The 26,994-nt window shown below is 59.3% G+C and carries 24 protein-coding genes; 18 read left to right on the plus strand and 6 right to left on the minus strand.

Features of this window, described 5'->3' with window-relative positions; genetic code table 11:
- Positions 1–85 precede the first annotated feature (85 nt).
- Positions 86–790, minus strand: a complete 705-nt coding sequence (locus ACYVIA_RS14500) for a hypothetical protein (RefSeq protein WP_460841942.1) — start codon at positions 788–790, stop codon at positions 86–88.
- A gap of 244 nt (positions 791–1,034) precedes the next feature.
- Positions 1,035–2,807, minus strand: a complete 1,773-nt coding sequence (locus ACYVIA_RS14505) for a glutamine--tRNA ligase/YqeY domain fusion protein (RefSeq protein ID WP_460841944.1) — start codon at positions 2,805–2,807, stop codon at positions 1,035–1,037.
- A gap of 520 nt (positions 2,808–3,327) precedes the next feature.
- Between ACYVIA_RS14505 and ACYVIA_RS14510 the strand changes: the two genes are divergently transcribed.
- Complete coding sequence (locus ACYVIA_RS14510) at positions 3,328–3,741, plus strand: hypothetical protein (RefSeq protein ID WP_460841946.1); 414 nt, start codon at positions 3,328–3,330, stop codon at positions 3,739–3,741.
- 102 nt (positions 3,742–3,843) lie between these two features.
- Here the strand turns inward: ACYVIA_RS14510 and ACYVIA_RS14515 are convergent, their stop codons facing one another.
- Positions 3,844–5,439, minus strand: coding sequence for a gamma-glutamyltransferase family protein (locus tag ACYVIA_RS14515; RefSeq protein ID WP_460841948.1), 1,596 nt, complete (start codon positions 5,437–5,439; stop codon positions 3,844–3,846).
- A 276-nt stretch (positions 5,440–5,715) separates the two neighbouring features.
- Here ACYVIA_RS14515 and ACYVIA_RS14520 point away from each other — a divergent pair, with 276 nt between their 5' ends.
- Together ACYVIA_RS14520 and ACYVIA_RS14525 are read left to right on the plus strand one after the other, a co-directional pair.
- Positions 5,716–7,155: a TldD/PmbA family protein gene (locus ACYVIA_RS14520; protein WP_460841950.1), complete on the plus strand. Its 1,440-nt coding sequence runs from the start codon at positions 5,716–5,718 to the stop codon at positions 7,153–7,155.
- A gap of 20 nt (positions 7,156–7,175) precedes the next feature.
- A complete protein-coding gene (locus ACYVIA_RS14525) occupies positions 7,176–8,498 on the plus strand; it encodes a TldD/PmbA family protein (RefSeq protein WP_460841952.1) in 1,323 nt (440 codons plus the stop codon).
- A gap of 285 nt (positions 8,499–8,783) precedes the next feature.
- Here the strand turns inward: ACYVIA_RS14525 and ACYVIA_RS14530 are convergent, their stop codons facing one another.
- Positions 8,784–10,022, minus strand: coding sequence for a CaiB/BaiF CoA transferase family protein (locus tag ACYVIA_RS14530; protein ID WP_460841955.1), 1,239 nt, complete (start codon positions 10,020–10,022; stop codon positions 8,784–8,786).
- A complete protein-coding gene (locus ACYVIA_RS14535) occupies positions 10,004–12,610 on the minus strand; it encodes a sensor domain-containing protein (RefSeq protein WP_460841957.1) in 2,607 nt (868 codons plus the stop codon). Before ACYVIA_RS14535 ends, ACYVIA_RS14530 begins: the two co-directional genes overlap by 19 nt.
- Positions 12,611–12,729: 119 nt before the next feature.
- Between ACYVIA_RS14535 and ugpQ the strand changes: the two genes are divergently transcribed.
- From ugpQ to ACYVIA_RS14580, 9 genes are all read left to right on the plus strand, one after another.
- Positions 12,730–13,491: a glycerophosphodiester phosphodiesterase gene (gene ugpQ, locus ACYVIA_RS14540; protein WP_460841960.1), complete on the plus strand. Its 762-nt coding sequence runs from the start codon at positions 12,730–12,732 to the stop codon at positions 13,489–13,491.
- 59 nt (positions 13,492–13,550) lie between these two features.
- A complete protein-coding gene (gene alaS, locus ACYVIA_RS14545; protein WP_460841962.1) occupies positions 13,551–16,172 on the plus strand; it encodes an alanine--tRNA ligase in 2,622 nt (873 codons plus the stop codon).
- Positions 16,151–16,687 (plus strand): NUDIX domain-containing protein, encoded by a 537-nt coding sequence (locus ACYVIA_RS14550; RefSeq protein ID WP_460841964.1) that lies wholly within the window; start codon positions 16,151–16,153, stop codon positions 16,685–16,687. The genes alaS and ACYVIA_RS14550 overlap by 22 nt, the downstream gene beginning before the upstream one ends.
- Positions 16,688–16,790: 103 nt before the next feature.
- Positions 16,791–17,018, plus strand: a complete 228-nt coding sequence (locus ACYVIA_RS14555) for a sulfurtransferase TusA family protein (protein ID WP_460841966.1) — start codon at positions 16,791–16,793, stop codon at positions 17,016–17,018.
- A 256-nt stretch (positions 17,019–17,274) separates the two neighbouring features.
- Positions 17,275–18,024, plus strand: coding sequence for an electron transfer flavoprotein subunit beta/FixA family protein (locus tag ACYVIA_RS14560; RefSeq protein ID WP_460841968.1), 750 nt, complete (start codon positions 17,275–17,277; stop codon positions 18,022–18,024).
- 27 nt (positions 18,025–18,051) lie between these two features.
- On the plus strand, positions 18,052–18,981 hold the full coding sequence (locus ACYVIA_RS14565) for an electron transfer flavoprotein subunit alpha/FixB family protein (RefSeq protein ID WP_460841970.1): 930 nt from the start codon (positions 18,052–18,054) through the stop codon (positions 18,979–18,981).
- A gap of 119 nt (positions 18,982–19,100) precedes the next feature.
- Positions 19,101–20,891: an acyl-CoA dehydrogenase gene (locus tag ACYVIA_RS14570; RefSeq protein WP_460841973.1), complete on the plus strand. Its 1,791-nt coding sequence runs from the start codon at positions 19,101–19,103 to the stop codon at positions 20,889–20,891.
- Positions 20,892–21,137: 246 nt separating this feature from the next.
- Positions 21,138–21,770: a DUF4864 domain-containing protein gene (locus ACYVIA_RS14575; RefSeq protein ID WP_460841975.1), complete on the plus strand. Its 633-nt coding sequence runs from the start codon at positions 21,138–21,140 to the stop codon at positions 21,768–21,770.
- A gap of 217 nt (positions 21,771–21,987) precedes the next feature.
- The gene (locus ACYVIA_RS14580) at positions 21,988–22,203 is read left to right on the plus strand and encodes a DUF1059 domain-containing protein (RefSeq protein WP_460841976.1); all 216 of its coding nucleotides are present in this window, start codon (positions 21,988–21,990) and stop codon (positions 22,201–22,203) included.
- Positions 22,204–22,221: 18 nt separating this feature from the next.
- Here the strand turns inward: ACYVIA_RS14580 and ACYVIA_RS14585 are convergent, their stop codons facing one another.
- Positions 22,222–22,683, minus strand: coding sequence for an NINE protein (locus ACYVIA_RS14585; RefSeq protein WP_460842241.1), 462 nt, complete (start codon positions 22,681–22,683; stop codon positions 22,222–22,224).
- 159 nt (positions 22,684–22,842) lie between these two features.
- Between ACYVIA_RS14585 and rpsP the strand changes: the two genes are divergently transcribed.
- The 6 genes from rpsP to ACYVIA_RS14615 all read left to right on the plus strand — a co-directional run bounded on the left by rpsP (position 22,843) and on the right by ACYVIA_RS14615 (position 26,782).
- Positions 22,843–23,097 carry a 30S ribosomal protein S16 gene (rpsP, locus tag ACYVIA_RS14590; protein WP_460841978.1) on the plus strand — a complete coding sequence of 85 codons (255 nt, stop codon included), beginning with the start codon at positions 22,843–22,845 and terminating at the stop codon, positions 23,095–23,097.
- A gap of 36 nt (positions 23,098–23,133) precedes the next feature.
- Positions 23,134–23,661, plus strand: a complete 528-nt coding sequence (gene rimM / locus ACYVIA_RS14595) for a ribosome maturation factor RimM (RefSeq protein WP_460841979.1) — start codon at positions 23,134–23,136, stop codon at positions 23,659–23,661.
- An 18-nt stretch (positions 23,662–23,679) separates the two neighbouring features.
- Entirely contained in the window at positions 23,680–24,435 is a 756-nt protein-coding gene (gene trmD / locus ACYVIA_RS14600) for a tRNA (guanosine(37)-N1)-methyltransferase TrmD (RefSeq protein ID WP_460841981.1), read from the plus strand.
- Positions 24,436–24,521: 86 nt separating this feature from the next.
- Positions 24,522–24,902 (plus strand): 50S ribosomal protein L19, encoded by a 381-nt coding sequence (rplS, locus tag ACYVIA_RS14605; RefSeq protein WP_460841983.1) that lies wholly within the window; start codon positions 24,522–24,524, stop codon positions 24,900–24,902.
- A gap of 140 nt (positions 24,903–25,042) precedes the next feature.
- Positions 25,043–25,714, plus strand: coding sequence for a CoA pyrophosphatase (locus ACYVIA_RS14610; RefSeq protein ID WP_460841984.1), 672 nt, complete (start codon positions 25,043–25,045; stop codon positions 25,712–25,714).
- 111 nt (positions 25,715–25,825) lie between these two features.
- A complete protein-coding gene (locus ACYVIA_RS14615; RefSeq protein ID WP_460841986.1) occupies positions 25,826–26,782 on the plus strand; it encodes a CobD/CbiB family protein in 957 nt (318 codons plus the stop codon).
- Positions 26,783–26,994: the final 212 nt, after the last annotated feature.

Genomic DNA, 26,994 nt, shown 5'->3' on the forward strand with positions numbered 1-26,994 from the left:
AACCGCGTCAGGCCGCATTCCAGCTTGAACTACGAAACCCCGGAAGCGTTCAGCAAGAAAGCAGCAACAACTTTATCAACCGGAGCTATCCCAAGTTAGCGTGGTCCGAAAAAACCGGGCAGGTCACCTTCCTTGCGACCGCCTCTGTATGAATGTTGACCTGCAATTGACTACTTTCGATAAGGCCGAAGCTTTTCGTAGCGTTCTCTTGTATTTGTTCAATTTTCGCTTGAATTTCTGCTAAGGCTGCGCGTGCATCGTCAAGTTCCTGCAATGTTGTTGGAAGTGCTTCTGCTGCTTCATATGCACGATTAATTTCTAAGACACGTGCCGCGAGTTCATCCTTCTCGGAATCGATTTCTTCAAGCCATCTTTTGACGTTCTTAATGCGACGCGCTGTCGCTACAGGATATAACTTTGGATCGTCGACACGTACCAAGCCAAAGGTGGAGGCGAGTAGTTTTTCGATTTGAGCCATGCCAGTGGTATAGGCATATACTGCTGGGTAGTTGCCAGGCATATTGGGAATAATCTCTGGCAGCATCGCTCTAATTCGGGCAGGAACAGTCTTTAGATTCTCGATTTCATTCTCGGTAAGAGGGGCAGAAATATCTGCGGACCGGATTCTTTCAGCAAGTTCCTTCGGCAAATTGACGAGATCATCTTTCATTAGTGGGGGAAAGTGCCAGCCCCAATGATCTCTCATCGTATTCTTAAAGTTCAGACTTGACATCGCTTTCTCAGTTGCTTCGTCAAGCGCAGTGCAAATTTCGTTAAGAACGCTATGCATAATTTTTCCTTTTTTTGTTTGTTGTTTACCGCTGCAGCCTACGTATTAAAGGGCAAAATTTCAAATGAGTAATGGAATGAGAAAAGCTGAAGAGTTTTTTTGAGGCAGGGCAGATTTTTGAAATGGTGGGCGGAAAGCATCCGAACTTAGCATTCGATTGGAATCAAGACATCCCATGTATTGGTTAGTTAATTTGCTAACAAAAAGCCCGCGAGAGCGGGCTTTTTGTTAGATCAAATATTTCTTACTTCCCCCAACTATCCTTCAACGTCACCACCCGATTAAACACCGGCCTCGTTGCCGAGTGATCCACGCGGTCCGCGACAAAGTACCCATGCCGTTCAAACTGGAACTTCTCATCCGGCATCGCATGGCGCATGCCTTGTTCCAGGTAGGCGGTGATCACTTCCTTCGCATTCGGGTTTAACGCCTGCTTGAAATCCTTTCCGCCTGCATCCGGGTTCGGGTCAGTGAAGAGGCGGTCGTACAGGCGTACTTCGGCTTCCAGCGCGTGCTGCACGCTGACCCAGTGGATGTTGCCCTTGACCTTGTAGTTGGCGCTGCCTTCGGTGCCGCTCTTGGAGTCGGGGAAGTAGTTGCAGTGTACGGCGATTACGTTGCCGTTGTCGTCCTTGTCGCAGCCGGTGCATTCCACCACGTAGCCGTAGCGCAGGCGCACCTTGTTGCCGGGGAAGAGGCGGAAGTAGCCCTTGCTCGGCACTTCCATGAAGTCGTCGGCTTCGATCCAGAGTTCCTTGGTGATCGGGAAGGTGCGGTGGCCACGTTCCGGGTGGTGCGGGTGGATCGGGGCGGTGCACTCGTCGGCGAGGTTCTCGGGGAAGTTGTCGATGATGAGCTTGAGCGGCTTGAGCACGGCAACGGCGCGCGGGGCCTTGGCATCGAGGTCTTCACGCAGTGCGCCTTCCAGCGTGCCCATGTCGATCCAGCTGTCGGACTTGGTGATGCCGGCGCGTTCGCAGAAGAGCTGGATGGATTCCGGCGTAAAGCCGCGGCGGCGGATGCCGACGATGGTGGGCATGCGCGGGTCGTCCCAGCCGTCGACGATTTTCTCTTCCACCAGTTGCAGCAGCTTGCGCTTGCTGGTGATGGCGTAGGTGAGGTTCAGGCGCGCGAATTCGGTTTGTTCCGGCAGCGGTTTCTTGAAGAATCCGCCTTCGGCGAGGCGCTCCAGCACCCAGTCGTAAAAGGGGCGGTGGTCCTGGAATTCCAGCGTGCAGAAGGAGTGCGTGACGTATTCGATCGCGTCTTCGATCGGGTGCGCGAAGTCGTACATCGGGTAGATGCACCACTTGTCGCCGGTGCGGTGGTGGTGCGCGTGGCGGATGCGGTAGATGGCCGGGTCGCGCATGTTCATGTTGGGCGAGGCCATGTCGATCTTGGCGCGCAGGATGTGTTCGCCATCCTTGAATTCGCCCAGCTTCATGCGGCGGAACAGGTCGAGCGATTCTGCGGCCGGGCGGTCGCGGTAGGGCGAGTTCTTGCCGGGTTCGGTGAAGTTGCCGCGGTTCTTGGCCATGTCTTCCGCGCTCTGGCTGTCGACGTAGGCGTGGCCGGCGCTGATCAGGTACTCGGCCATCATGTACATCTGGTCGAAGTAGTCGCTGGCGAAGTAGAGGTGGTCGCCTTGCGCGTCCTTCCAGTCGAAGCCAAGCCATTTGACCGCGTCGATGATGCTGTCGACGTATTCCTGTTCTTCCTTGGTCGGGTTGGTGTCGTCGAATCGCATCGTGCAGCGGCCGCCGTAGTCGCGGGCGAGGCCGAAGTTCAGGCAGATCGATTTGGCATGGCCGATGTGCAGGTAGCCGTTGGGCTCCGGCGGGAAGCGGGTGACGACGGTGGGCAGCGGGTTGCCGTTGGGGTCCTTGCGGCCGGCGTGCTTGCCGGCGGCGAGATCGGACTCGATCAGGGCGCGCAGGAAGTTGGAGGACGGCGCGTTTTCAGTTGCTGCGGCCGCTGATGTTGGGGCTGCGGCGTTGTTCTTTGGCTGGTTGCTCATGGAAGAAATCTGGATGCTTGGGTTGGTATGGCGTAACGGGGCATTTTACCCGAGAGGGGAGGGCGATTGTTCTTCCTGCCTGGGCGCGCAGTGTGTGCCTGCTTGCATCGTGCCTTGATCGCGGTTTGCTGCTTTTTTGTGCGAAATGCCTTGCGGAAATGATCTACCGGGTCGATTTGACATTGCTTAAAAATTGTGCAGATCGCTCGTAAGTGCTTGATTTTTCTCTACGCGGCAAAAGCCTGCAGTTTTTAAATACGATTTATAGATAAATTGATAATGCAATGGTAGAGCGTCCCAGGCAAATCGTCGGCTCCGCGTGCTCTCCTGTCCTGCCTGATGTGCGCGTAGTTCGTGCCGTACATGTTGCGCACACCCTTCATCGTTGCATTCGTTTCCCGGGTACGACTTATCTTTGCGCATCACGATGTGCTTCCGGTTGAGTGTTGACCATGCCTGCAAACGCGGTGCAGCAGCAGTGGACCTCGACGTCGCCCGGCATACAGAAAAGGAGCAATGCATGAAAATCAGAAGAGAGGATCTGGTGGCGGCAGCGGCCCTGGGCTTGCTGCAACGCCGCCAGATCGGGCCGTTGTTTTTATTCCTGCTGCAGCGGGACGTGCGCGCCAAGCGCATGGCGCTGGTGGCGCAGGCACGTGTGTCGCAGCAGCACGGGTTCTACCGGCTACTGTTCTACCTCGCGGCCTTCCTCGCAGTGGCGACGACACTGCTGTTTTCGGTGTTGCTTGTCAGCGCGGCGCCAATGGAGGGCGGCGTGCTGCTGGTGTTTGGAGCGCTTTACCTGATGTCTGCATGGGCGTTGATCACATGGGTGCGCAACCGCGAATTTGGCCGGCGCATCCGCACGGTGCCGGCGTTGATGTTGGCATCGGTGCCGCTGGCGATGGTGGCGGTGCAGCAGGTCGCGGCCTGATCGGCCGCGTTACGTCAATTCCCCGTTCGTGTTTTGCCGGGAAAGGTGTGCCGGTGATGACTTGCGCGGACTGTTTTCAGGCGCGCATTTCGAGTCCCACTGTCAGAATCCCACCGCCTGCCCGTCGCGGCGCGCATCGCTCGCGGCGATATAGCCGTCTTCCGTTTTCCAGATGAATTGCCCGGAGCCGAAATCCTGCGTGCTGTCGGTGTTGGTGTTCACTTCATGTCCGCGCGCGGCCAGTTCGGCAACCACATCACTTTGCATCGTGCGTTCGATATCGACTTTCAGGCCGGCATGCACGCGCCAGCGCGGCGCATCGCAGGCGGCCTGCGGCTGCTGGCCGTAGGACAACATGCGCACCAGCGCCTGCAGGTGTCCCTGCGGCTGCATGTTGGCGCCCATCACGCCAAAGCTCATCTGCGGCTGGCCGTCGCGCGTGACAAAGCCGGGGATGATCGTGTGGAAAGGCCGCTTGCCGGGCGCGACGCAGTTGGGATGCTTGCGGTCGAGCGAGAAGCCGCGGCCACGGTTGTGCAGGCTGATGCCGGTTTCCGGCACGACCACGCCGGAGCCGAAGCCATGGAAGTTCGACTGGATGAAGCTGATCATCATGCCGCTTTCGTCGGCGGCAGTCAGGTACACGGTGCCGCTGCGCGGCGTGCCGTGGCGGAAGTCCTTCGCCTGGCGCAGGTCGATCAGCTTCGCGCGCCGTGCGAGGTAGGCGTCGTCGAGCAGGTCCTCCGCGCTGGCCTGCTTCATGTACTCGCTGTCGGCGACCCAGTGATAGGTGTCGGCAAAGGCGAGCTTCATCGCCTCGATCTGCACATGGATGCTGTCGGCGGAGTCGACCGGGAAGCGCGTGATGTCGAGCTGCTCGACCATGCCCAGCGCCATCAGCGCCGCAATGCCCTGGCCGTTGGGCGGGATCTCGTGCACGGTGTAGCCGGCGTAGTTCTTTTCGATCGGCGTGACCCATTCCGGACGGAAGGCGGCGAGGTCATCTGCGGTCAGCGCGGCACCGCACTGCTTGGCGTGCTGCGCGATGGCTTCGGCCAGTTCGCCGCGATAGAAGGCTTCGCCATGGCTCTCCGCGATGCGCACCAGCGTGTGGGCGGCTTCGGCAAAGACGAACTTTTCGCCCACGCGCGGCGCTGCGCCGTTGGGCATGAAGGCGCGCGCAAAGCCGGGCTGCGATTTCAGCACCGGCACGGCGGCTTCCCATTTGCGCTGCACGATCGGCGACACCATGTGGCCGCGCTCGGCCAGCTCGATGGCGGGCTCGAACAGCTCGCCGAAGGGCAGCTTGCCGAAGCGCTCCGACAGTTCCACCCAGCCGGCCACCATGCCCGGCACCGTCACCGTATCCCAGCCGTGCGACGGAATCTGGCCGCCGTGCTTGTCAATGAAATACTCCGGCGTCCATGCACGCGGCGCAGGGCCGGACGCATTGAGTCCATGCAGCTGCTGCCCGTCCCACAGGATCGCGAATGCATCGCCGCCGAGGCCGTTGGACACCGGTTCGACGATGGTCAATGCGGCAGCCGCCGCGATCGCCGCGTCCACCGCATTGCCGCCCTTGAGCAGCATGCGCAGGCCGGCTTGTGCGGCGAGTGGTTGCGATGTGGCGACAACATTGCGGGCAAACAAGGGAACGCGGGTCGTGGGGTACGGATTGTTCCAGTTGAAATCGGCCATGGCGGTGCGTTTCAGTGGTTATTGGTATGCCGCAAGAAGTGGTGATGGTCCGTTTGCGGAAATCTGGATGCAGGAGTCGATTCTACTGGCAATGAAGTGCGGTGTGCCCGGCCCGATTTGATGCAATTCAAATAACAGTGCCCGGCAAATTCCCTGCGGTAATTCGGGCTGCGCGGCGCGCCTGTGCTTGTTCAGCGTAGCCTTAAAATGCATTGATGATGAACGAACTGCCTGCTATGCAGTCCGTGTACTTCCGTACGTTTGTTGAGGTGAGTTTTGCCGGATTCGATTCGAGCCCTGTTCAGGGAAGTTGCGCCAGCGGTGGACTTTTGTTCCCTGCGTGTGGTGAATGAAACAAGTGAAGAACTGACGGTGCGCCAGGATGTGCTGCAGCCGCTGTCCACCAGCGTCGACCACGGCGCGATGGTAACGGTCGTGCATCGTGGCGGCAGCGGTTATGCGGCGACCAGCGACCTGAGCGCAAGCGGCCTGAAGGAAGCGATCGCCCGTGCAAAGCGCTGGGCGGAACTGTCTGTAGGCCGCTCAGTGGTGGACTATGCAAAGCTGGACCTGCCGCGCCCGGCAGGCAGCTACGCCACGCTGGCAGCTGCGCCGGACCGCAGTGCAACGCGCAAGGAACTGATCGACCTGCTGATGCGCGAATCGACAGCCTGCCGCATCGACTCGCGCATCGTGGACTGGAGCGCATCGCTGTGGCGGGTCGGCACCGAGCAGCTGTACCTGACCGCCGACGGCGCGGAAGTGGCGCAGCAGTTCCGCTACCTGATCCCGAGCTTGGTCGTTACCGCCAGCCACAACGGCGACACGCAGACGCGCAGCCTCGGCGGACAATACAACGGCTACTGCCGGCAGGGCGGGCTGGAGATCCTGGACGATGCCGGCTTCCACGGCGCAGGCGAGCGCGTAGCGCAGCAGGCGCTGGAGCTGCTGGCCGCGCCCAATTGCCCGAGCGGCAAGATGGATCTGCTGCTGATGCCGGAGCAGATGATGCTGCAGATCCACGAGTCCATCGGCCATCCGCTGGAGCTCGACCGCATCCTCGGCGACGAGCGCAATTTCGCCGGCACCAGCTTTGTCACGCTCGACATGTTCGGCCACTACCGCTATGGCTCGGACCTGCTCAACGTCACCTACGATCCGCAGCGCCCGCATCAATTTGCCAGCTACCAGTGGGATGACGAAGGCCTGCGCGCCGAGCGTGCCTTCCTGATCCGCAATGGCATCCTTGAACGTCCGCTCGGCAGTGCGACATCGCAGGCGCGCGCCGGCATGGAAGGCGTCGCCAACGCCCGTGCCGCCAGCTGGAACCGCGCACCGATCGACCGCATGGCCAACCTGAACATCGAAGCCGGTACTAGCACGCTGGACGACATGATCCGCTCGGTCGAGCGCGGCGTGCTGATGGAGACCAACGTGTCGTGGTCCATCGATGACTCGCGCAACAAGTTCCAGTTCGGCTGTGAATACGGCCGCATTATCGAGAACGGCGAATTGAAAGGACTCGTGAAGAATCCGAACTACCGCGGCGTGTCCGCCACCTTCTGGCGCTCGCTGAAAGCGGTCGGCGACCATTCGACGTTCAGTGTGATGGGCACGCCGTTCTGCGGCAAGGGCGAGCCGTCGCAAGTGATCCGCGTCGGCCATGCGTCACCGGCCTGCCTGTTCGCAGACATCGACGTATTCGGGGGCGAATGATGGGGCGGGGAACAATGCAGATGCAGCAGTACTTCCACGACCTCGCCGTCTTCCTCGACACCTGCATGCAGGGGCGCGAGCTGTACAAGTTCTGGCTGTCGGCGGAGGAATCCGATTTCGTTCGATTCAACCACAGCGCGATCCGGCAGGCCGGTCATGTGCGGCAGATCTACCTGACGCTGCACCTGCTCGACGGATTGCGGCACGCGAATGCGACGATCACGCTGGCAGGCGACGCCAGCAGCGACCGCGCACTGATCGAGCGCACCGTCAGCCAGCTGCGCGACCAGTTGCCGGATTTGCCGGAGGATCCGCACCTGCTGGTATCAACGGAAGTGCAGTCCACCGAACATCTAGTGCCGTCCCGCCTGCCCGACACCGGCGCCATCGTCGACCAGGTGCTCGACGCCGCATGCGGACACGACATGGTCGGCATCCTGGCCGCCGGGCCGATGTATCGCGGCTTCGCCAATTCCTACGGCCAGCGCAACTGGCAGCAGACCGCGAGCTTCAACCTCGACTGGAGCCTGTACCACAGCAAGGACAAGGCGGTGAAGTCGACGTATGCGGGGTTCGACTGGGATCGCGCTGTCTTTGCAGCCCGCTTCAGTAATGCGGCGAATCAGCTTGAGTTGCTGCAGCGCGAGCCGGTCACCATCAAACCCGGCGCCTACCGCGCCTACCTGACGCCGACCGCGCTGGGCGAGGTGATGAGCATGCTGAACTGGGGCGGATTGTCGGAGAAGTCGCTGCGCACGATGCAAAGCCCGCTGCGCCGCATGCGGGACGAGGGACTGCGGCTTAACCCAGCGGTGGCGCTCAGCGAAAACACCGCGGAAGGACTCGCGCCGGCCTTCCAGGAAGACGGCTTCATCAAGCCCGGCCGGTTGCCGCTGATCGAGCAGGGCAGGTTGGTCGGCAGCCTGGTGTCGCCACGTACCGCGAAGGAATACGGCATCGCCACCAACGGCGCCACCGGCAGCGAAAGCGCGAGCTCACTGGACCTTGCGGCAGGCACGCTGCCGTTGTCGCGCGTGCAGCAGGAACTGGATACCGGCGTCTTCATCAGCAACCTCTGGTACCTGAATTTCTCCGACCGCACTAATTTCCGCCTGACCGGCATGACGCGCTTCGCATGCTTCTGGGTTGAAGGTGGCGAGATCAAGGCCCCGCTGAATGTAATGCGCTTCGACGATTCGCTGTTCCGCATGCTGGGGGACAACCTGCTTGCGCTGACCGACGAGCGGGAAATGCTGATCGATACCGATACCTATGGTGCGCGCAGTACGGCAAGCATGCGGCTGCCTGGGGCGCTGGTGAAGGATTTTGTGTTTGTGTTGTAAAGAGTTGCGAGCAGCGAGAAGGTGCATTGGCACAGGTGGTTATTTTGTCGCCGGCGGGTTCCCTCCCCCTTGCAGGGGCGCCCGGCGTAGGGGGAGGGGTAGGGAGGGGGTAGAGTGTTCGATCAATCGCTGCATGTTGTAAAAACACTCCATCCAGCTCAAAACTCCCACGCGTCGGATCGACGGCTTAGACGATTCAACCAACAAGAGACAGCGCACCTCGAAACCTAGTCTCATTTCCGCGCAAGGAATCCGGATCTCTTCTAAGCTAAAACAACATGCCCTTCAAATAACCCCCTTTTCCCTCAACCCCGCAATCTCCTCATCGCTCCACCCAAGCACATCCCGCAACACCTCCCCTGTATGCTGCCCCAGCAACGGCGGCGGCATATCGTAAGCAGGTGGCGTCGCCGATAGCTTCATCGGATTCCCCACCAGCTTCACGTTGCCCGCCGTCGGATGCGGCATGTCAATACGCATGCCGCGCGCAAGCACCTGTGGATTCTCGAACACTTCATCCAGATTGTTGATCGGCCCACACGGCACGCCGGCAGCTTCCAGCGCATCGATCCATTCATGCTTGGTCCTGGTTTTCACCATCTCGGCCAGCAGCGGCACGAGGATGTCACGATTGCGCAATCGCATCGGGTTAGTGGAGAAGCGCTCATCCTGCGCCAGTTCCGGCCTGCCGCCTGCTTCGACGAAGCGCCGGTACTGGCCGTCATTGCCGACGGCAACGATGATATGGCCATCCGACGTGGCAAAGGTCTGGTACGGCACGATATTGGGATGCGCGTTGCCCCAGCGCTTGGGCGCGAGGCCGCTGGCGAGGTAATTCGTGTTCATATTCGCCATCATCGCCACCTGCACGTCGAGCAGTGCCATGTCGATGTACTGGCCCTCACCGGTGCGGTCGCGGTGTGCAAGCGCCGCCATCACCGCAATCGTCGAGTACATGCCGGTCATCAGGTCGGCAATCGCGACACCGGCTTTTTGCGGTCCGCCGCCCGGCTGGTCGTCGCGCTCGCCGGTCACCGACATGAAGCCGCCCATGCCCTGGATGATGAAGTCGTAGCCGGCACGCTTCGCATACGGACCATCCTGGCCGAAGCCGGTGATGGAGCAATAGATGAGATCGGGCTTTTCCTGCTTCAGCGATTCATAGTCGAGGCCGTATTTCTTCAGTTGCCCGACCTTGTAGTTCTCCAGCACCACATCGGATTGGCGCGCCAGTTCGCGCACGATCTGCTGGCCTTCCGGCGATGCAATGTCCAGTGTGATGGAGCGTTTGCCGCGGTTGGCAGCGAGGTAGTAGGCCGCTTCGGTGGTGTCGTGGCCGTCCGAGTCGCGCAGGTAGGGCGGCCCCCAGTGGCGGGTATCGTCGCCGGCGCCGGGGCGCTCGACCTTGATGACATCGGCGCCGAGGTCCGCCAGGTTCTGTGCGCACCATGGTCCTGCCAGTACGCGGGTTAAATCCAGTACACGAATGTGTCCAAGTGCTTTCTTCAGTGGCGAATCAGCCATTTCTCGAATTGTTCTGCGGTGAGCGGTTGAGTGAAATAGTATCCCTGTGCGATGTCGCAACCATGCTCGCGCAGATATTCCATCTGCTGTGGCGTTTCCACACCTTCCGCTACTACACGCAGGCCAAGCGGCTTGGCCATCGAGATGATGGCGTCGGTGACGGCGCAGTCGTCGCCCTTGCCGGGCAGGCCGCTGACAAAGCTGCCGTCGATTTTAACCTTGTGCACCGGATAGCGCCGCAGGTAGGACATGTTCGAATAACCGGTGCCGAAGTCGTCGATGCTCAGCGCGATCTGCATGTCGGTCACCCAGTCGAGCATGGATGCCGTCAATGCGTTGTCCTGCATCGCGGTCTTTTCGGTGATTTCCCACTCCAGCTGGTTTCCTTCCACGCCGGTGCGCTCCAGGGCGTTCTCCAGCACGGTGAGCAGCCCGCGGTCCATCAACTGGCTGGCCGACAGGTTGAGAGCAATGCGAAAACCCTTGATGCCGCTGTCGTTCCATTTCTTCAACTGGTCGCAGGCGTCGTTCAGCACCCAGGCACTGATCAGCCGGATCACGCCCGACTTTTCCGCAGCTGGGAGGAAGTTTGACGGCAGCAGCACGCCGTGCGTCGGGTGCTGCCAGCGCAGGAGCGCTTCCACGCAGCGCACTTCGCCCGTGCGCAGGTCGATCTGCGGCTGGAAGTAGTGACGCAGCTCCTGCTCCGCGATCGCACGCCGCAGTTCCCGATCCAGCCCCGGTCGCGCCGGTTCGTTATCGGTGGCGCGGCTGCCATAGACACGAAACTGGTCGCGCCCGGCCGACTTGGCCTGGTACATCGCGATGTCGGCCTTTTTCATCAGCGTATCGATGTCCTCTCCGTCGAACGGATACAGCGCAATGCCGATGCTGGCGGAGATGTTCAGCTCATGACCTTGCAGCAGGAAGGGCGCGCGCACGGAGTCGACGATCTGCTGCGCGATGTCTTCCGCAATCTGCATGTCCGACAGATTGCGCGCCAGGAGCATGAACTCATCGCCGCCGAGGCGCACGAGGATATCGTCCTTGCGCACTGCATTCTTCAGCCGCATCGCAGCAGCCCTCAGCAACTCGTCGCCGACGGCATGGCCGAGCGCGTCGTTGACCTTCTTGAAGCCGTCGAGATCGATGAAGAAGGCTGCGACCGTGGTCGCTTCGGCCGTCACCTTCGGGAAGACTTCGGCGGCGAGGTCAAACAGGAAATGCCGGTTGGGCAGGCCGGTCAGGCTGTCGTGATGCGCAAGGTGCCGCAGCTGCGCTTCGGCCTTGGTGCGCTCGACTTCGCGGAAGATCAGCGAGATCAGCCCGCCGACGTTCTCGGCGAATTCCGACTCGTCGGTGCGCCAGTTGCGCGCCTCGCCATAGTGGGAAATGACCAGCAGCCCGTCGACGCCGCTGGCCTGCTGCACCGGTGTGATGACGACTGCCTTGATGGTCTGCTCATGAAAATATTCACAGCCGAGCACGGCGCGCGGATCCTGGTCCACATCGTCGACTACCATCTGCCGCTCGTCGCGCAACACCTGCTGCATCAACGGAAAGAACGCGGTGGCAAAGCTGCCGTTGGGTGTTTCTTCGACAAAATTCTGCTTGCGATCGTCATACGCCATCGCGCAACGCGTCGCGGTCGGCACGCCACCGACTTCCCAGTACGCGCAGTGATGCGTGCCGAGCGCCTTGGCGGTGGATTTCAGAATGACCGTCAGCGCGGACGTGACATTCGCATGCGGCTGCTGCGCCATGCGAAACAGCCGGTTGAGGTAGTGCAGCTGGCGCTTCTTGTCCGCGGCAACATGTTGCTGCTGCTGCATCTGCTCGGTGACGTCGCGCGCACTCATCAGAATGCCGCCGATCCGGGGATCGTCGGTCAGGTTGCGCGCATGCCCGGCAAAATGCCGCCATGCGCCATCACGCTGCCGCAGCCGGAACGCAACAGGATGGAGCGCCGCGTTGCTGCTCCCTGCGGCTTTTCTGACGCCGTCGCGCAGAGCGGCGCGGTCGTCCGGGTGGATCAGGTCCGCCAGCATGTCGCCATGGCGGCCTGCGACGCCATGGAAGGCGCGGTTGGCATAGGTGAGGGTGAGTTCGGTATCGCAGACGAGCACGACGTCGGGCAGGTGCTCGGTCAGCGCGAGTCGCTCGGCATCGGAAACGTCATCGGTCTCGGCTGCACCGCCCGGCTGGAGCACCCAGATATTGCACTGTGCGTCGGTTCGCGCATCGATGCGGTTCTCGACCAGCCGGTACTCGACCGGCGCGCCGGTCTTGGATACGAGCTGGATTTGTTCGCCTTCGGAGACGGGCGGCAGGCCGTCTCCGATCAAGGCGGATTCATTGCTTCTGGGGAAGAGGGATTCCACCGGTTGACCGGCAAGATCGGCCTCGTCGTAGCCGAGCTGTTGGGCAAGCTGCGGGTTGAGGCCGAGGATCACGCCGTCGCGCAGGATCAGCAGCCCCGTATCGGCTCCACCCAGCAAGTCCGACAGTGCGTGCCATTCAGCCGGGAAGATGAAGGTGGCCGTATCGAAAGGCGCAGGATAGGGGTGATCGGGGCGGTCTGCAGGCATGTTCGAGCGGGGCGACGGCCCGGCGAACCGCATACCCGCCGAATCCATTTCGCCTGAAGGTGATCGATTCGCATTAGACTACGTCGCGTCCAAGATCATTCCAAGAGATAGATCAATCCATGTGGTTTTATCCGAAGATCCTTGCCCATCGCGGCGGCGGCGCGCTTGCGCCGGAGAATACGCTGGCCGCGATCCGTTGCGGCCTCGCGCACGGCTTCCATGCGGTCGAATTCGACGTGATGTTGTCATCCGACAGCATTCCGGTGCTGATGCACGACCCGCAGTTCGGGCGCACGGTACCCGGCAGAGGCCGCGTCTGCGACACGCCGGCCAGCCAGCTTGCGGCGATGGACGCCGGTTCGTGGTTCGGCAAGGAGTTCGCAGGTGAGCCGGTGCCCCTGTACGAACAGACCGTTCATTTCTGCAAGGAAAACAAGATCTGGATGAATGTCGAGATCAAGCCTTCGCCCGGATTCGAAGCGGAAACCGGACGGGTGGTGGCGGAAATGACGCAGCGGCTGTTCGCCGAGGAGCTGGCAAGCGGTGATCGAGCCGCACTGCCGTTGCTGTCGTCCTTTTCCTTCGACGCCCTGCGCGCCGCACAAGCGGCTGCGCCTGGCCTGCCGCGCGGCGTGCTGATGAAATCGATTCCGGCTGACTGGCTGGAACGACTTCGGGAGCTGGAAGCGGTAGCGCTGCACACCAACCACTGGAAACTCACGGAGCGACTGGCTCACAAGGTCAAGGAAGCGGGCTACGGCCTGTTTTGCTATACCGTCAACACCCCGGCGCGCGCACGCGAAATCATGGCGTGGGGCGTTGATGCCTTCTGCACCGATTCCATCAACCGCATCGGCCCTGACCTTGCCTCAAGCGGCTAGGCTAATCACGTATAATCAGCCGTTTGCAATGCTGCATTCACATCTTTCTGCCATCGAACATGAACTCGTCTGAAATCCGCGACAAATTCCTGAAGTATTTCGAATCCAAGGGCCATACCATCGTCCGTTCGTCCAGCCTCGTGCCGGGCAACGACCCGACGCTGTTGTTCACCAACTCCGGCATGGTGCAGTTCAAGGACGTGTTCCTCGGCCAGGATAAACGCAGCTACTCCCGCGCGACCACCGCGCAGCGCAGCGTGCGTGCCGGCGGCAAGCACAACGACCTGGAAAACGTCGGCTACACCGCGCGCCACCACACCTTCTTCGAAATGCTGGGCAATTTTTCGTTCGGCGACTATTTCAAGCGCGATGCGATCCACTATGCATGGGAGCTGCTGACCAAGGTCTATGCACTGCCCGAAGAAAAGCTGTGGGTGACGGTCTACCAGGAAGACGACGAGGCCTACGACATCTGGCAAAAGGAAATCGGCGTGCCGGCCGAGCGCATCGTGCGCATCGGCGACAACAAGGGCGCACGTTACGCCTCCGACAACTTCTGGCAGATGGCCGATACCGGCCCCTGCGGTCCGTGCTCGGAAATTTTCTACGACCACGGCGCAGACGTTTGGGGCGGCCCCCCGGGATCGCCGGATGCGGACGGCGACCGCTACATCGAAATCTGGAACCTGGTGTTCATGCAGTTCAACCGCGACGAGAAGGGTGTCATGCATCCGCTGCCACGCCCCTGCGTCGACACCGGCATGGGGCTGGAGCGTATCGCCGCCGTGCTGCAGCATGTGCATTCCAACTACGAAATCGACCTGTTCCAGAACCTGATCACCGCGGCCGCGCGTGAAACCAATATCAGCGACCTGACCAACAATTCGCTGAAGGTCATCGCCGACCACATCCGCGCCTGTTCCTTCCTGATCGTCGACGGCGTCATTCCCGGCAACGAAGGCCGCGGCTACGTGCTGCGTCGTATCGTCCGCCGCGCGCTGCGCCACGGCTACAAGCTGGGCCAGACCAAGCCGTTCTTCTTCAAGCTGGTCAAGGACCTCGTGAAGGAAATGGGCGCCGCCTATCCGGAGCTGGCAGAAGCCCAGACCCGCGTCGAGCAGGTGCTCAAGCAGGAAGAGGAACGCTTCGGCGAGACGCTGGAAAACGGCATGAAGATCCTCGAAACGGCACTGCATAAGAACCCGAAGAAGCTCGACGGCGAAACCGCCTTCACGCTGTACGACACCTACGGCTTCCCGCTCGACCTGACCGCCGACATTTGCCGCGAGCGCAATGTTGAACTGGACGAGGCAGGTTTCGAATCCGCAATGGAGCGCCAGAAGCAGCAGGCACGTGCGGCAGGCAAGTTCAAGATGGCCGCCGGCGTTGAGTACAGCGGCGAGAAGACGAAGTTCGTCGGTTACGAGTCGCTGGATCACGCCAGCAAGGTCGTCGCACTGTACGTCGACGGCGTGGCTGTGCAGGAAGTGAATGCTGGCCAGCATGCCATCGTCGTGCTTGACTCCACGCCGTTCTACGCAGAATCCGGCGGCCAGGTGGGCGACTCCGGCGTGCTCGAATCTGTCTACGGTGAAAAAGTCGTCAGCTTCGATGTGAAGGACACGCAAAAGATCCAGGCCGACGTTGTCGGTCATCATGGCGAGCTGACACAAGGCCGCCTGATCGTTGGCGATTCGCTCAATGCGAAGGTCAACACGACCCTGCGCGCGCAAACGATGCGCAACCACTCCGCCACGCACCTGATGCACAAGGCGCTTCGCGAAGTACTCGGCGCGCACGTGGCGCAAAAAGGCTCCCTGGTGGATCCGGAGAAAACCCGCTTCGACTTCAGCCACAACGCGCCGCTGACAGCCAGTGAAATCCGCCGCGTGGAAGAACTCGTCAACCGCGAAATCCTCGCCAACGAAGCCACCGAGGCGCAACTGATGGCCTACGACGACGCGATCAAGTATGGCGCGATGGCGTTGTTCGGCGAGAAATACGGCGACCAGGTCCGCGTGCTCGGCATCGGCTCCTCCAAAGAACTGTGCGGCGGTACGCACGTCTCGCGCACGGGTGACATCGGCCTGTTCAAGATCGTGTCCGAAGGCGGCGTCGCCGCCGGCATCCGCCGTATTGAGGCAGTGACCGGCGAAGCGGCACTCGCCTACGTGCAGAACCTCGCTGCCCGCGTCAGCGAAGCCGCTGCGGCACTCAAAACACAGCCGGAAGAACTGACTCAGCGCGTGCTGCAGGTTCAGGACCAGGTGCGATCGCTGGAGAAGGAGCTCGCCACACTGAAGTCCAAACTGGCGTCCAGCCAGGGCGACGAACTGGTCAGCAAGGCAGTCGACGTCAACGGCCTGAAGGTGCTGGCCGCGACGCTGAACGGCGCCGACGTTCCTGCATTGCGCGAGACGATGGACAAGCTGAAGGACAAGCTGAAGACCGCAGCCATCGTGCTGGCCGCCGTCAAGGACGGCAAAGTGAGCCTGATCGCCGGCGTGACGGCCGACGCAACCGCCAAGGTCAAGGCCGGCGAGCTGGTGAACTTCGTCGCACAGCAGGTCGGCGGCAAAGGCGGCGGGCGCCCCGACATGGCGCAAGCCGGCGGCACCGATCCGAGCGGCCTGGCCAAGGCACTTGACGGCGTTACTGAATGGGTGCGCCAGCGCGCATGACGTTCCGTTACTGTCCAGTGTGTGCCGCGCCGCTCATCGAGCGCGCGGACACGGGCGAAGCGGGCAAAGTCCGCCTCGCCTGTCCCGACGGGCACTGGACGCACTGGGACAACCCGCTCCCCGTCGTTGCGGCATTGGTTGAAATCGAAGGCCGTATTCTGCTGGCCCGCAATGCGGCCTGGCCCGAGAAGAAATTTGCCCTGATTACCGGTTTCCTCGAGCGCGGCGAAACGCCGCAGCAGGGCGTCGCGCGGGAACTGAAAGAAGAAACCAATCTCGATGCCGACGAGATCTCCCTGATCGGCGTCTACGACTTCATCCCCAAGAACGAACTCGTCATCACCTACCATGTGAAGGCTTCCGGCGAAATCCGCTTGTCGGAGGAACTGGCCGAATACCGTCTCGTGGCGCCCGAAAAACTGCGCCCCTGGCATGCGGGCACCGGCTATGCCGTCGCTGACTGGCTTCAGGCACGCAACTTCCCGGTCGAATTTATTGATCTCCCCCCGGCATAACAAATTCTCCGTTCTTGCGACTTGCTGCGTTGCACAAGCGCATGGACATTTGCTGTAGAATTTTCGGCTCTAAACCACTCCATCTCTTTACTGAGTAACGACCATGGAATTTCATAAAGAGCTCGATGCTCGCGGTTTGAACTGTCCGCTGCCTATCCTCAAGGCGAAGAAGGCGTTGGCGGAAATGACAAGCGGCGAGATCCTGCGAGTGATTGCGACTGACCCGGGTTCGGTGCGCGATTTTCAGGCATTTGCACGCCAGACCGGCAATGATCTTGTAGGCCAAAGCGAGAGCGACAAGGAATACACATTCTTCATGAAGCGAAAATAATATTGATTCAGCGCACGGAGAATGCCGGCGCGTTTTTATATTCTTCATCGTCTGAGCCGGCAACACGATCACCTGTCTTGATGTGATTTCCTCAAGGAATCACAAACAGCTTTTTTAGATTTTTAGTGCGATTTAGTGCATACTCTCTACCAATTAAAAGAACGGTCGTGCTAAATTTCAGCGTCCCCTCAAGTTCTCTTTATAATCACGTTTTGGTTTACGTTAACGTCAACTGTTTTTTCACAAAGGCAAAGCTATGAAAGTCTTGGTTCCAGTCAAGCGCGTGGTGGACTACAACGTCAAGGTCCGCGTCAAGTCCGACGGTTCCGGTGTCGATATCGCCAACGTCAAGATGTCGATGAATCCGTTCGACGAAATCGCCGTCGAAGAAGCCACCCGTCTGAAGGAAGCCGGCAAGGCTACCGAGATCGTCGCTGTATCCTGCGGCGTGACGCAATGCCAGGAAACGCTGCGCACCGCGATGGCCATTGGCGCCGACCGCGGCATTCTCGTCGAGACTGATGCCGAACTGCAGCCGCTGGCTGTCGCCAAGCTGCTCAAGGCGCTGGCCGACAAGGAACAGCCGCAGCTCGTGATCCTCGGCAAGCAAGCAATTGACGACGATTGCAACCAGACCGGTCAGATGCTCGCTGCACTGCTGGGCTGGCCGCAAGCCACGTTTGCCTCCAAGGTCGTGATTGAGGACGGCAAGGCTGTTGTGACCCGTGAAGTCGACGGTGGTCTGGAGACCGTGTCGCTGACACTGCCGGCAATCGTGACGACCGACCTGCGCCTGAACGAGCCGCGCTATGTGACGCTGCCGAACATCATGAAGGCCAAGAAGAAGCCGCTGGAAACCGTCAAGCCGGCTGACCTGGGCGTCGACGTGACCCCGCGCCTGAAGACCCTGAAAGTGGCAGAACCGGCGAAGCGCTCCGCCGGTATCAAGGTGCCGGATGCGGCTACCCTGGTTGCCAAGCTCAAGAACGAAGCGAAAGTCATCTAACTTTTTTCAGATCAGGAATACGCCATCATGACCGCACTCGTCATTGCTGAACACGACAACGCTTCGCTCAAAGGAAGCACTCTCCATACCGTCACCGCTGCTGCGCAATGCGGCGGCGATGTACATGTCCTCGTCGCTGGCCACAACTGCGGCGGCGCTGCTGAAGCAGCATCCAAGATCGCAGGTGTTTCGAAGGTGCTGGTAGCTGACGCCGCCCACTTCGCGGACGGCCTCGCAGAGAACGTGGCAGAGCAGGCGCTGGCCATTGCTGGCAGCTACTCACACATCCTTGCTCCCGCAACCGCATACGGCAAGAACATTGCACCGCGCGTGGCCGCCAAACTGGACGTTGGCCAGATCTCAGAGATCACCAAGGTCGATGCACCCGACACCTTCGAACGTCCGATCTACGCCGGCAACGCCATTGCTACCGTACAGTCGGGCGACGCAGTAAAGGTGATCACCGTCCGCACCACCGGCTTCGATGCTGCTGCAACCGGCGGCTCTGCTGCTGTGGAAACAATTTCCGCTGTGGCCGACTCCGGCAAGTCCGCCTTCGTCTCGCGCGAAGTCGCCAAGTCGGATCGTCCGGAACTGACTGCTGCCAAGGTTATCGTTTCTGGCGGACGTGGCATGGGCTCCGGCGAGAACTTCAAGATCCTCGAGCCCCTCGCCGACAAGCTCAATGCAGCGATGGGCGCGTCGCGCGCTGCTGTGGATGCAGGTTTTGTGCCGAACGACTGGCAAGTTGGCCAGACCGGCAAGATCGTCGCTCCGCAGTTGTATATCGCGGTCGGCATCTCCGGCGCGATCCAGCACCTGGCCGGCATGAAAGACTCCAAGACGATCGTCGCGATCAACAAGGATCCGGAAGCGCCGATCTTCTCTGTGGCTGACTACGGCATAGTCGGCGACCTGTTCGAAGTTGTGCCGCAGCTGGTTGCTGAGCTGGGCTAATAACAATTAATTGAAGATACCGGGCAGGATTTGCCGGGTTTGTCGCGAAGCTGACAGGATTTTTTCCTTCAGCCCGCAATAATCCTGCAAACCCCTGCCCAATTTTTTTGGAGTGTGTAATGAGCTACGTCGCCCCGTTGAAAGACATGCTGTTCGTGATCAACGAACTGGCCGGTTTGTCGAAAGTGAATGCATTGCCTGGCTGTGAAGATGCGAGCCCGGAAACCGTCGAGGCAGTGTTGGAGGAGAACGCGAAGTTCTGCGGTGAGGTCGTTGCAGAACTCAACGTTGCGGGCGACAAGGAGCCAAGCTATTGGCATGACGGGCAAGTCACGACGACAAAGGGTTTCAAGGAAGCATTCAAGGCTTTTGGCGAGGCAGGCTGGCAGGGCGTTCAGCATCCAGCCGAGTTCGGCGGTCAAGGATTGCCGAAGCTTGTGGCAACCCCTTGCATCGAAATGCTCAATGCCGCAAACCTCTCATTTGCACTGTGCCCGCTGCTGACCGATGGTGCCATCGAGGCGTTGATTACCGCTGGTAGCAAGGAGCAGAAAGATATTTACCTCGCGAACCTGATTTCCGGGAAATGGACCGGGACGATGAACCTGACCGAGCCGCAGGCAGGTTCTGACCTCGCGCTGGTACGATCACGCGCAGTCCCGCAGGACGACGGCACGTTCAAGATCTTCGGCACCAAAATTTTCATCACCTATGGTGAGCACGATATGGCCGAGAATATCGTGCATCTCGTCTTGGCACGCACTCCGAATGCGCCGGAAGGCGTCAAAGGGATTTCCCTGTTCATCGTGCCGAAGTTTCTGGTCAACGCTGACGGCTCGCTGGGCGCGCGCAACGATGTCCATTGCGTATCGATCGAACACAAGCTTGGTATCAAGGCAAGTCCGACGGCTGTTCTGCAATTCGGTGACCATGGCGGCGCAATTGGTACCTTGGTGGGTGAAGAAAACCGCGGCCTGGAGTACATGTTCATCATGATGAATGCCGCACGTTTTGGTGTTGGCATGCAAGGTATCGGTTTGGCAGAGCGCGCTTATCAAAAGGCTGTGCAGTATGCACGTGACCGTGTCCAGTCCCGTGACCTGGCGGGTTCCAGCGGTTCTGTTGCCATCATTCATCACCCGGACGTGCGCCGCATGCTGATGTCGATGCGTGCCCAAACCGAGGCCGCGCGTGCTCTTGCTTATGTGACCGCCGCTGCATTCGATGCGGCACACCATCATGCAGACGACGCTGTTCGCAAAGCCAATCAGTCCTTCTACGAGTTCATGGTTCCGATCGTTAAAGGCTGGTCGACAGAAATGTCAATTGACGTGGCGTCCAACGGCGTTCAGGTGCATGGTGGCATGGGGTTCATTGAGGAGACAGGTGCGGCGCAGCACTACCGCGATGCACGCATCCTGACGATCTATGAGGGCACCACCGCAATTCAGGCAAACGATCTGGTTGGTCGTAAAACTGCCCGTGATGGCGGTGCGACTGCCCACGGTATCCTCGCGCAGGTGCGCCAGACCGAGGAAGAGCTTTCTGCCTCTTCGTCCGGCGATCTGGCAGCCATCCGCAAGCAACTGGCAGTTGGTTCCAAGGCGATGGAAGAGGTTGTGAACTTCGTCGTCGCCAACATGAAGTCCGATATCAAGGGTGTCTTTTCAGGCAGCGTGCCTTATCTCAAGCTCGCCGGTGTCGTACTGGGCGGCTGGCAAATGGCCCGTGCCGCATTGATCGCCGAGCAGAAGCTGAAGGCAGGCGAGGGTGATGCCAAATTTTATCAGGCAAAGATCGCAACGGCGCGCTTCTTCGCGGACCATATCCTCTCGCAGGCTTCGGGTTACCGGGCTGCGATTATCGACGGTAGTGCAGGCGTGTTGGCGCTCCCGGAAGATCAGTTCTAACGACGAACAAGGCGTTGATGCATCAGAAAAGGCAGCCGCAAAGCTAAGCCCCTCGCTTAATCTGTTGCTGATTTAGGCACGGGGATTTTTTTCCGAGCGCCTCCTTGTGAGGCGCTCTTTTCGTTTACCAGACAGCTTTGACGCGCTCACGAGCCTTCCCTGAGGCGCTCCGCATCGTCTGGCGCGCGAAGGCACTCCGAACTAAACCGTCATTAACCGGGCGGTGCCTCGGTTTTTTACCGACAAATGAAGAAGCCCCTGCAAGTGCCTGACTTACAGGGGCTTTGTTGCGGCTCCGCCTATGGCCAGCAACACGTTAAGCGAAGGGCTGGGCCGCAAAGCTGCCTTTTTTATTTTGAATTTGTCAATGAACTCTCGGCCGGTTTTTTGATCTTTCTAACACTGAAAACAAGTGTTTTGGTTTCAGGTCCGGAGGCGATCATGAAACGTTTGCTGGCTAAGACAAGCTTGCTGCTGGCGCTCGGTGCTCCGTGGTGGAATCCCGCTGCGGCGATAGACGACATTACAACAGCCGACGCCATAGCGATCCATGAAGCGGTCCAGTCACAATTGGAGGCTTTATCCAATGACGATGCCGCAGGCGCATTCGAACAGGCAACACCGGAGAAACGAATGCTCATCGGGAGCCCGGATAATTTCCTGCGGCTCATCAAGGAAGAGTACAACCCGATCTATCGCTATCAGCGCGTGCTCTATTCCCGGCCAGAGGTGATTAACGGGGATGCGATCCAGGTTGTGCGGATTACCGATGGCTATAGCCGGGTATGGGTAGCTGTGTTCTGGATGCAGCAGGGTAAAGACAGTAGCTGGAAAATCGACGGCTGTCAGTTGCTCGAAACGAGTACGGTCTCGATTTAAGTTTTCCTCCTTGCGAGATATCGACGCGCCGTTCGACGCAGATCAAGCATCGATGGTTAAACGCTACGTCGATAGCACGGCGCCATTGTGACGTTGTGCCCGGCTTCCTATAACAAATGGGCGATGCGACCTGCGTCGTACGTACTGCATCAACTCTAAACTTCGCACTCGCAAAGTTTATTCTTGAGCAGGCTCTTGTTATCAGGAGGCCGAAATCATGACCCGCAAATATGTAGACTGCCGTGAATTTCCGAGCGAAATGAATTGTACGATTGCGTTGTCCGCCGACACCGATCAGGAATTATTGGACGCGGCAGTGCAGCACGCCGTTGCAGTTCACCATCACGCCGATACCCCAGAACTCCGCCAGCAAATCATGCAAATGTTCAAGGAGGGGACGCCACCCGTTCAGGCTCCGCTTGCTCACGCGTGATGTGCACGCCTATATTCGTCAACCATAGGCGCCGCCGGTGAAGAGGAGGTCGAAGCTCCTCGCGATGACTGCAATTAGACCCATTGCCCCCACACCAAACGTGAGCACAAGCATGGTCGCAAGAGGCCATCCCGATTTGGAAGGGCGACCGGTGCCGGGGTTGTGGTTGGTGTCCCATTTCTCATCCGGTGTCAGCCCAATGACAAGCGCTTCAATAGCGGCGAACAAGGCTGAAATAATGACCGGCAGGGCTAGGAAAAAGGCAGGCTGGGCGGGCCACAGGAGGGCGGCCATTAGAGCAAGCGGCACAGCCAACGCATGAACCCAGCCTGCGATATCCCTGAAGCCTTGCAAGTAAAAGCGATGTGCTCCGATGACGCCGAGCATTGCAGCTAGGAAAGTGGCGAACGTTTTATTTTTCTGGGTAGGCATAACGCTGAAAAGAAGGCATGTGGAAACGAAACGGCGATATTTTTGCATCGTTGGCATAAATGTCCCTGATAGTGCCGAAGAATACACTTTGCCGATGGCGGATTGTCCAATTCGTGTTGCGTTGCCTTATTAATCTTGCAGGGCGCTCGGAAAACGGGCTATAATTCCCGGCTTTTTCCGTCCTCGAATAATTTTTGGAAGCAAATTATGGTCGTTATCCGTTTGTCCCGTGCCGGCGCCAAGAAGCGCCCGTTCTTCAATATCGTTGCAACTGATTCGCGCAATCGCCGCGATGGCCGTTTTATCGAGCGTCTGGGTTTCTACAACCCGATCGCTGCAGGCAATGACGAAGGCTTCCGCATTGCGCAAGACCGTCTGGCTCACTGGCAGTCCGTTGGCGCTCAACTGTCGCCGACCGTCGCTCGCCTTGTGAAAGAGTCGGGCAACAAGGCAGCTGCGTAATTCGTCGCTGGTTTGTCGCTCAAGCTTTCCTCGGGGATGGCTATCCCTGACGATCTGGTGCTGGTGGGGCATGTGACCGGCGCCTACGGCATCAAAGGATGGGTGCGGATCAAACCGTACTCCACCGACGCAGATGCCCTGATGTATGCCAAGACGTGGTGGCTGGACAAGCCCGAGTTTCGGGATGTCGACATGTTGCATGCAAAGATCCATGGCGAAGATGTCGTCGCCCAATTGATGGGCGTGGCTGATCGTGATGCGGCAGAGTCCCTCAGAGGCGCTGCTATCCAGATACGTCGGAGTCATTTTCCTCCGCTGGCGAACGACGAGTTCTACTGGATTGACCTCATCGGGCTCGCAGTCGAAAACCTGCAGGGCGAATATCTGGGTACCGTCAGTGACATGATGGACAACGGCGCGCATCCGATCCTGCGCGTGGTAGCGCCCGCCTCGCCGGACAACGACAAGCAGAAAGAGTGGCTGATTCCGTTTGTCGACCAGTTTGTCAAAGCGGTGGATCAGGAAACAAAGAAAATTACCGTGGACTGGGGGCTGGACTTCTAGCCCGGAGATAGGGAATAGATGCAATTTGATGTCATTACGCTCTTTCCCGACATGTTTACGGCAATAACGCAGTCGGGGATAACCCGGCGTGCGTTTGAGCAGAAGAAGTGTGCCCTGTCGCTGTGGAATCCTCGCGATTTTACAAGTGATAATTATCGTACGGTTGACGATCGCCCCTACGGCGGCGGACCCGGTATGGTAATGCTGGCCAAGCCGCTGGAGGCGGCGATCGACGCAGCAAAGATGCGTCAGGTTAGCCAGGGTGGATCAACTCCACGCGTGATCTACATGTCGCCGCAAGGTCGAGCGTTGACGCATAAGCGCGTGATGGAGCTGACGGCAGAACCTGGTTTGGTGCTTTTATGCGGTCGTTATGAGGCGGTTGATCAGCGTTTGCTGGATCGGTGCGTAGACGAAGAGGTCAGCCTTGGCGATTTCGTCCTGTCGGGCGGTGAATTGCCCGCAATGGCGCTGATGGATGCGGTGATCCGACAGCTGCCTGGCGTGTTGAATGACGACGTGTCGGCGGTGGAGGACAGTTTCGTCAACGGTTTGCTCGATTGCCCGCATTACACACGGCCGGAAGTTTATGAGGGTGTGACGGTTCCGCCAGTCCTGTTGGGCGGCCACCATGCAGAGATCGAGAAGTGGCGTCGGGAACAGGCGCTGCTGGCGACGGCGAAGAAGCGGCCGGATTTGATCTTGAGGGCGCGGGAAGCGGGGTTGCTGTCGCGCGCCGATGAGCGGTTTTTAGGCAGTTTGCAGTTGCAGTAAAGAGCGTGCGAGGCTTTCGTGCGTATATGTAAAACCCCATCCTCTACTGGGCATAGGCGCCAGCAAGATGGTTTAAGGAGCAGAAAATGGACTTGATCCAGAAACTCGAGCAGGAAGAAATCGCCCGTCTGGGCAAAAATATCCCGGATTTCGCACCGGGCGATACCGTCGTCGTCAGCGTCAACGTGGTTGAAGGCACTCGCAAGCGTGCACAGGCTTACGAAGGTGTTGTGATTTCGCGTCGCAATCGCGGCCTCAACTCCAACTTTATCGTTCGCAAGATCTCCTCCGGTGAAGGCGTGGAGCGTACGTTCCAGTTGTACTCGCCGCTGATCGCTTCGATCGAAGTCAAGCGTCGTGGCGACGTGCGTCGTGCGAAGCTGTACTACCTCCGTGATCGTTCCGGCAAGTCGGCACGTATCAAGGAAAAACTACCGAGCCGCCGCGCAGTTCAGGCTGCCGAGTAATCGACACCGTTACAGCTGCAGGGAAGAGGGCACCTTCGGGTGCCCTTTTCATTTTTCATTTCCGCCCTGTGCGATGATCCAGCACCCTATTCACGCTAGAATCGGTGTCATAGAACGAATTGCGTCTTCAGGAAAAAGTTTTGCCAACGCCGATCTTCGATCCAGAATCACTTCCCATTGAATCCATTGCGGGCGAGCCTGCCATTGCGGCAGAACGCCTGTCGCAAGACTGGTTGCGCAAGCGGTTTGCCGCCCCACCCATCTGGGTGCCGGAGCGCCACGACGAACACCTGACGCGGCGCAGTGAAGGTGTGCCGGTGCCGGCAGCGGTATTGATTCCGATTGTGATGCATGATCTGCAGCCGACTTTGCTGCTGACTCAGCGCACTGCGCACTTGAACGATCATGCGGGGCAGGTCAGCCTGCCTGGCGGGCGCGTAGATGCAACTGATGCCTCTGTCATCGAAACAGCGCTGCGCGAGGCAGAAGAGGAAATTGGACTCGACCGTCAGCAGGTGGATGTGCTCGGAATACTGCCTGACTATTTTACGGCTACGGGTTTTCGAGTCACGCCGGTTGTCTCGCTCGTGCAGCCACCGGTTGAATTGCGTGCCGATCCGTTCGAGGTTGCCGAGATCTTTGAGGTGCCGCTCGCGTTCCTGATGGATGGCATGAACCACCAGCGACGCTCGTTCGAATTTCCGAACGGTCTAGGCCGCCGGACCTTCTATGCAATGCCTTACGAGCGTTTTTTTATCTGGGGGGCGACTGCAGGCATGCTGCGCAACCTGTTCCATTTTCTGCGTGCCTGAAAAGGCAGCAAACGGTACGCATGTGTACTGCGCCGGTTCCGGCGTGTGCGCGTTTGATTATGGTGTTGTGCTGCGTTATCGTATCGTTTGCATGACTATCTGGGCAGTCTGATGACATTTCTCTCAATTCTCTTTGCGCTGTTACTCGAGCAACTCAAGCCGCTACGTGCGGACAATCCGGCATACACGGCGATCAAGCGGTTGGCATTGCGCATGGAAATGTCATTCAACGCGGGGCAGGAAAAGCACGGCCGAATGGCATGGATGCTGACGATGCTTTTGCTTCTGGTGCCCACTGTGCTTGTGTACTGGTTGTGCATCCGCATCAGTCCGTTTGCCGCGCTGGCTTGGAATGTACTGATCGTCTACCTGACCCTTGGCTTCCGTCACTACAGTCATTATTTCACTTCGATCCAGTTGGCGCTGAACAGTGGCGATGAGGCGACAGCCCGCAGTCTTCTCGCAGAGTGGACCGGCGAGGATACAACTAGCATGAATGTGAGTGAAATCTCACGCATTGCGGTCGAAAACGCACTCGTTACTACACACCGCAATGTGTTCGGCGTCTTCTTCTGGTTTCTGTTGCCGCTCGGGCCTGCCGGGGCAGTCATGTATCGCGTCGCGGAGCATCTGGCACGTGCCTGGAACGAGCCGGATCAACTCAAGAATGAGGCGTTTGGCAAATTTGCGATCAAGGCGTTTTACTGGATCGATTGGGTTCCGGCCCGTCTGACCGCGATCGCTTTTGCGGTGGTCGGCAACTTTGAGGATGCAATTTATGCATGGCGCAATTTCGCGCATCGCTGGCCGGACGAGGCAATCGGAATCATCCTTTCCGCCGGCGGTGGCGCAATGGGTCTGCGCTTGGGAAGCGCGAGAGAAATTGCGACGAGCCTGCCCGCAGCCGATGCGGCGACAGTGGATGTGGCTAGTGCCGAGCCGGACAGTCCGCCCGGAGAAGAGGCAACGGCACGTGCACTGCAGAGTACGGTTGGCCTGGTCTGGCGCGCACTCCTGTTGTGGATGTTGCTACTGCTGCTATTGTCGTTCGCTGTTTGGTTTGGTTGAGCCATTTACCTCACGAGCGTTCTGCTCTTGAGAGCGTCTGGCATATAGCCATCCATCCGTGGGCCAAACACTACTCCCGAATGCAGGGCGGTGATCGCTCGAATATCGCTCTTTGCAAGTCCTTGCCGATTTGGCGAGATGGCTTGCTGCATCGCGGCGGCTGAATATTCCTGCAATCGCTTTCCCTGGCTCGCTGCCGCATGATTCCCTTC

The sequence above is a fragment of the Noviherbaspirillum agri genome (assembly GCF_054780595.1).

Excerpts from the sequence above, each read along its gene's own strand:
- ACYVIA_RS14585 (WP_460842241.1), bottom strand. The coding sequence starts at position 22,683 with ATGCAAAAATATCGCCGTTTCGTTTCCACATGCCTTCTTTTCAGCGTT.
- ACYVIA_RS14555 (WP_460841966.1), top strand. The coding sequence starts at position 16,791 with ATGGAATTTCATAAAGAGCTCGATGCTCGCGGTTTGAACTGTCCGCTG.
- ACYVIA_RS14580 (WP_460841976.1), top strand. The coding sequence starts at position 21,988 with ATGACCCGCAAATATGTAGACTGCCGTGAATTTCCGAGCGAAATGAAT.
- ACYVIA_RS14575 (WP_460841975.1), top strand. The coding sequence starts at position 21,138 with ATGAAGAAGCCCCTGCAAGTGCCTGACTTACAGGGGCTTTGTTGCGGC.
- ACYVIA_RS14550 (WP_460841964.1), top strand. The coding sequence starts at position 16,151 with ATGGGTGCGCCAGCGCGCATGACGTTCCGTTACTGTCCAGTGTGTGCC.
- alaS (WP_460841962.1), top strand. The coding sequence starts at position 13,551 with ATGAACTCGTCTGAAATCCGCGACAAATTCCTGAAGTATTTCGAATCC.
- ACYVIA_RS14515 (WP_460841948.1), bottom strand. The coding sequence starts at position 5,439 with ATGGCCGATTTCAACTGGAACAATCCGTACCCCACGACCCGCGTTCCC.
- ugpQ (WP_460841960.1), top strand. The coding sequence starts at position 12,730 with ATGTGGTTTTATCCGAAGATCCTTGCCCATCGCGGCGGCGGCGCGCTT.
- ACYVIA_RS14570 (WP_460841973.1), top strand. The coding sequence starts at position 19,101 with ATGAGCTACGTCGCCCCGTTGAAAGACATGCTGTTCGTGATCAACGAA.
- ACYVIA_RS14565 (WP_460841970.1), top strand. The coding sequence starts at position 18,052 with ATGACCGCACTCGTCATTGCTGAACACGACAACGCTTCGCTCAAAGGA.
- ACYVIA_RS14505 (WP_460841944.1), bottom strand. The coding sequence starts at position 2,807 with ATGAGCAACCAGCCAAAGAACAACGCCGCAGCCCCAACATCAGCGGCC.
- rplS (WP_460841983.1), top strand. The coding sequence starts at position 24,522 with ATGGACTTGATCCAGAAACTCGAGCAGGAAGAAATCGCCCGTCTGGGC.
- ACYVIA_RS14510 (WP_460841946.1), top strand. The coding sequence starts at position 3,328 with ATGAAAATCAGAAGAGAGGATCTGGTGGCGGCAGCGGCCCTGGGCTTG.
- rpsP (WP_460841978.1), top strand. The coding sequence starts at position 22,843 with ATGGTCGTTATCCGTTTGTCCCGTGCCGGCGCCAAGAAGCGCCCGTTC.
- rimM (WP_460841979.1), top strand. The coding sequence starts at position 23,134 with ATGGCTATCCCTGACGATCTGGTGCTGGTGGGGCATGTGACCGGCGCC.
- ACYVIA_RS14530 (WP_460841955.1), bottom strand. The coding sequence starts at position 10,022 with ATGGCTGATTCGCCACTGAAGAAAGCACTTGGACACATTCGTGTACTG.
- ACYVIA_RS14560 (WP_460841968.1), top strand. The coding sequence starts at position 17,275 with ATGAAAGTCTTGGTTCCAGTCAAGCGCGTGGTGGACTACAACGTCAAG.
- ACYVIA_RS14500 (WP_460841942.1), bottom strand. The coding sequence starts at position 790 with ATGCATAGCGTTCTTAACGAAATTTGCACTGCGCTTGACGAAGCAACT.
- ACYVIA_RS14525 (WP_460841952.1), top strand. The coding sequence starts at position 7,176 with ATGCAGCAGTACTTCCACGACCTCGCCGTCTTCCTCGACACCTGCATG.
- ACYVIA_RS14615 (WP_460841986.1), top strand. The coding sequence starts at position 25,826 with ATGACATTTCTCTCAATTCTCTTTGCGCTGTTACTCGAGCAACTCAAG.
- trmD (WP_460841981.1), top strand. The coding sequence starts at position 23,680 with ATGCAATTTGATGTCATTACGCTCTTTCCCGACATGTTTACGGCAATA.
- ACYVIA_RS14535 (WP_460841957.1), bottom strand. The coding sequence starts at position 12,610 with ATGCCTGCAGACCGCCCCGATCACCCCTATCCTGCGCCTTTCGATACG.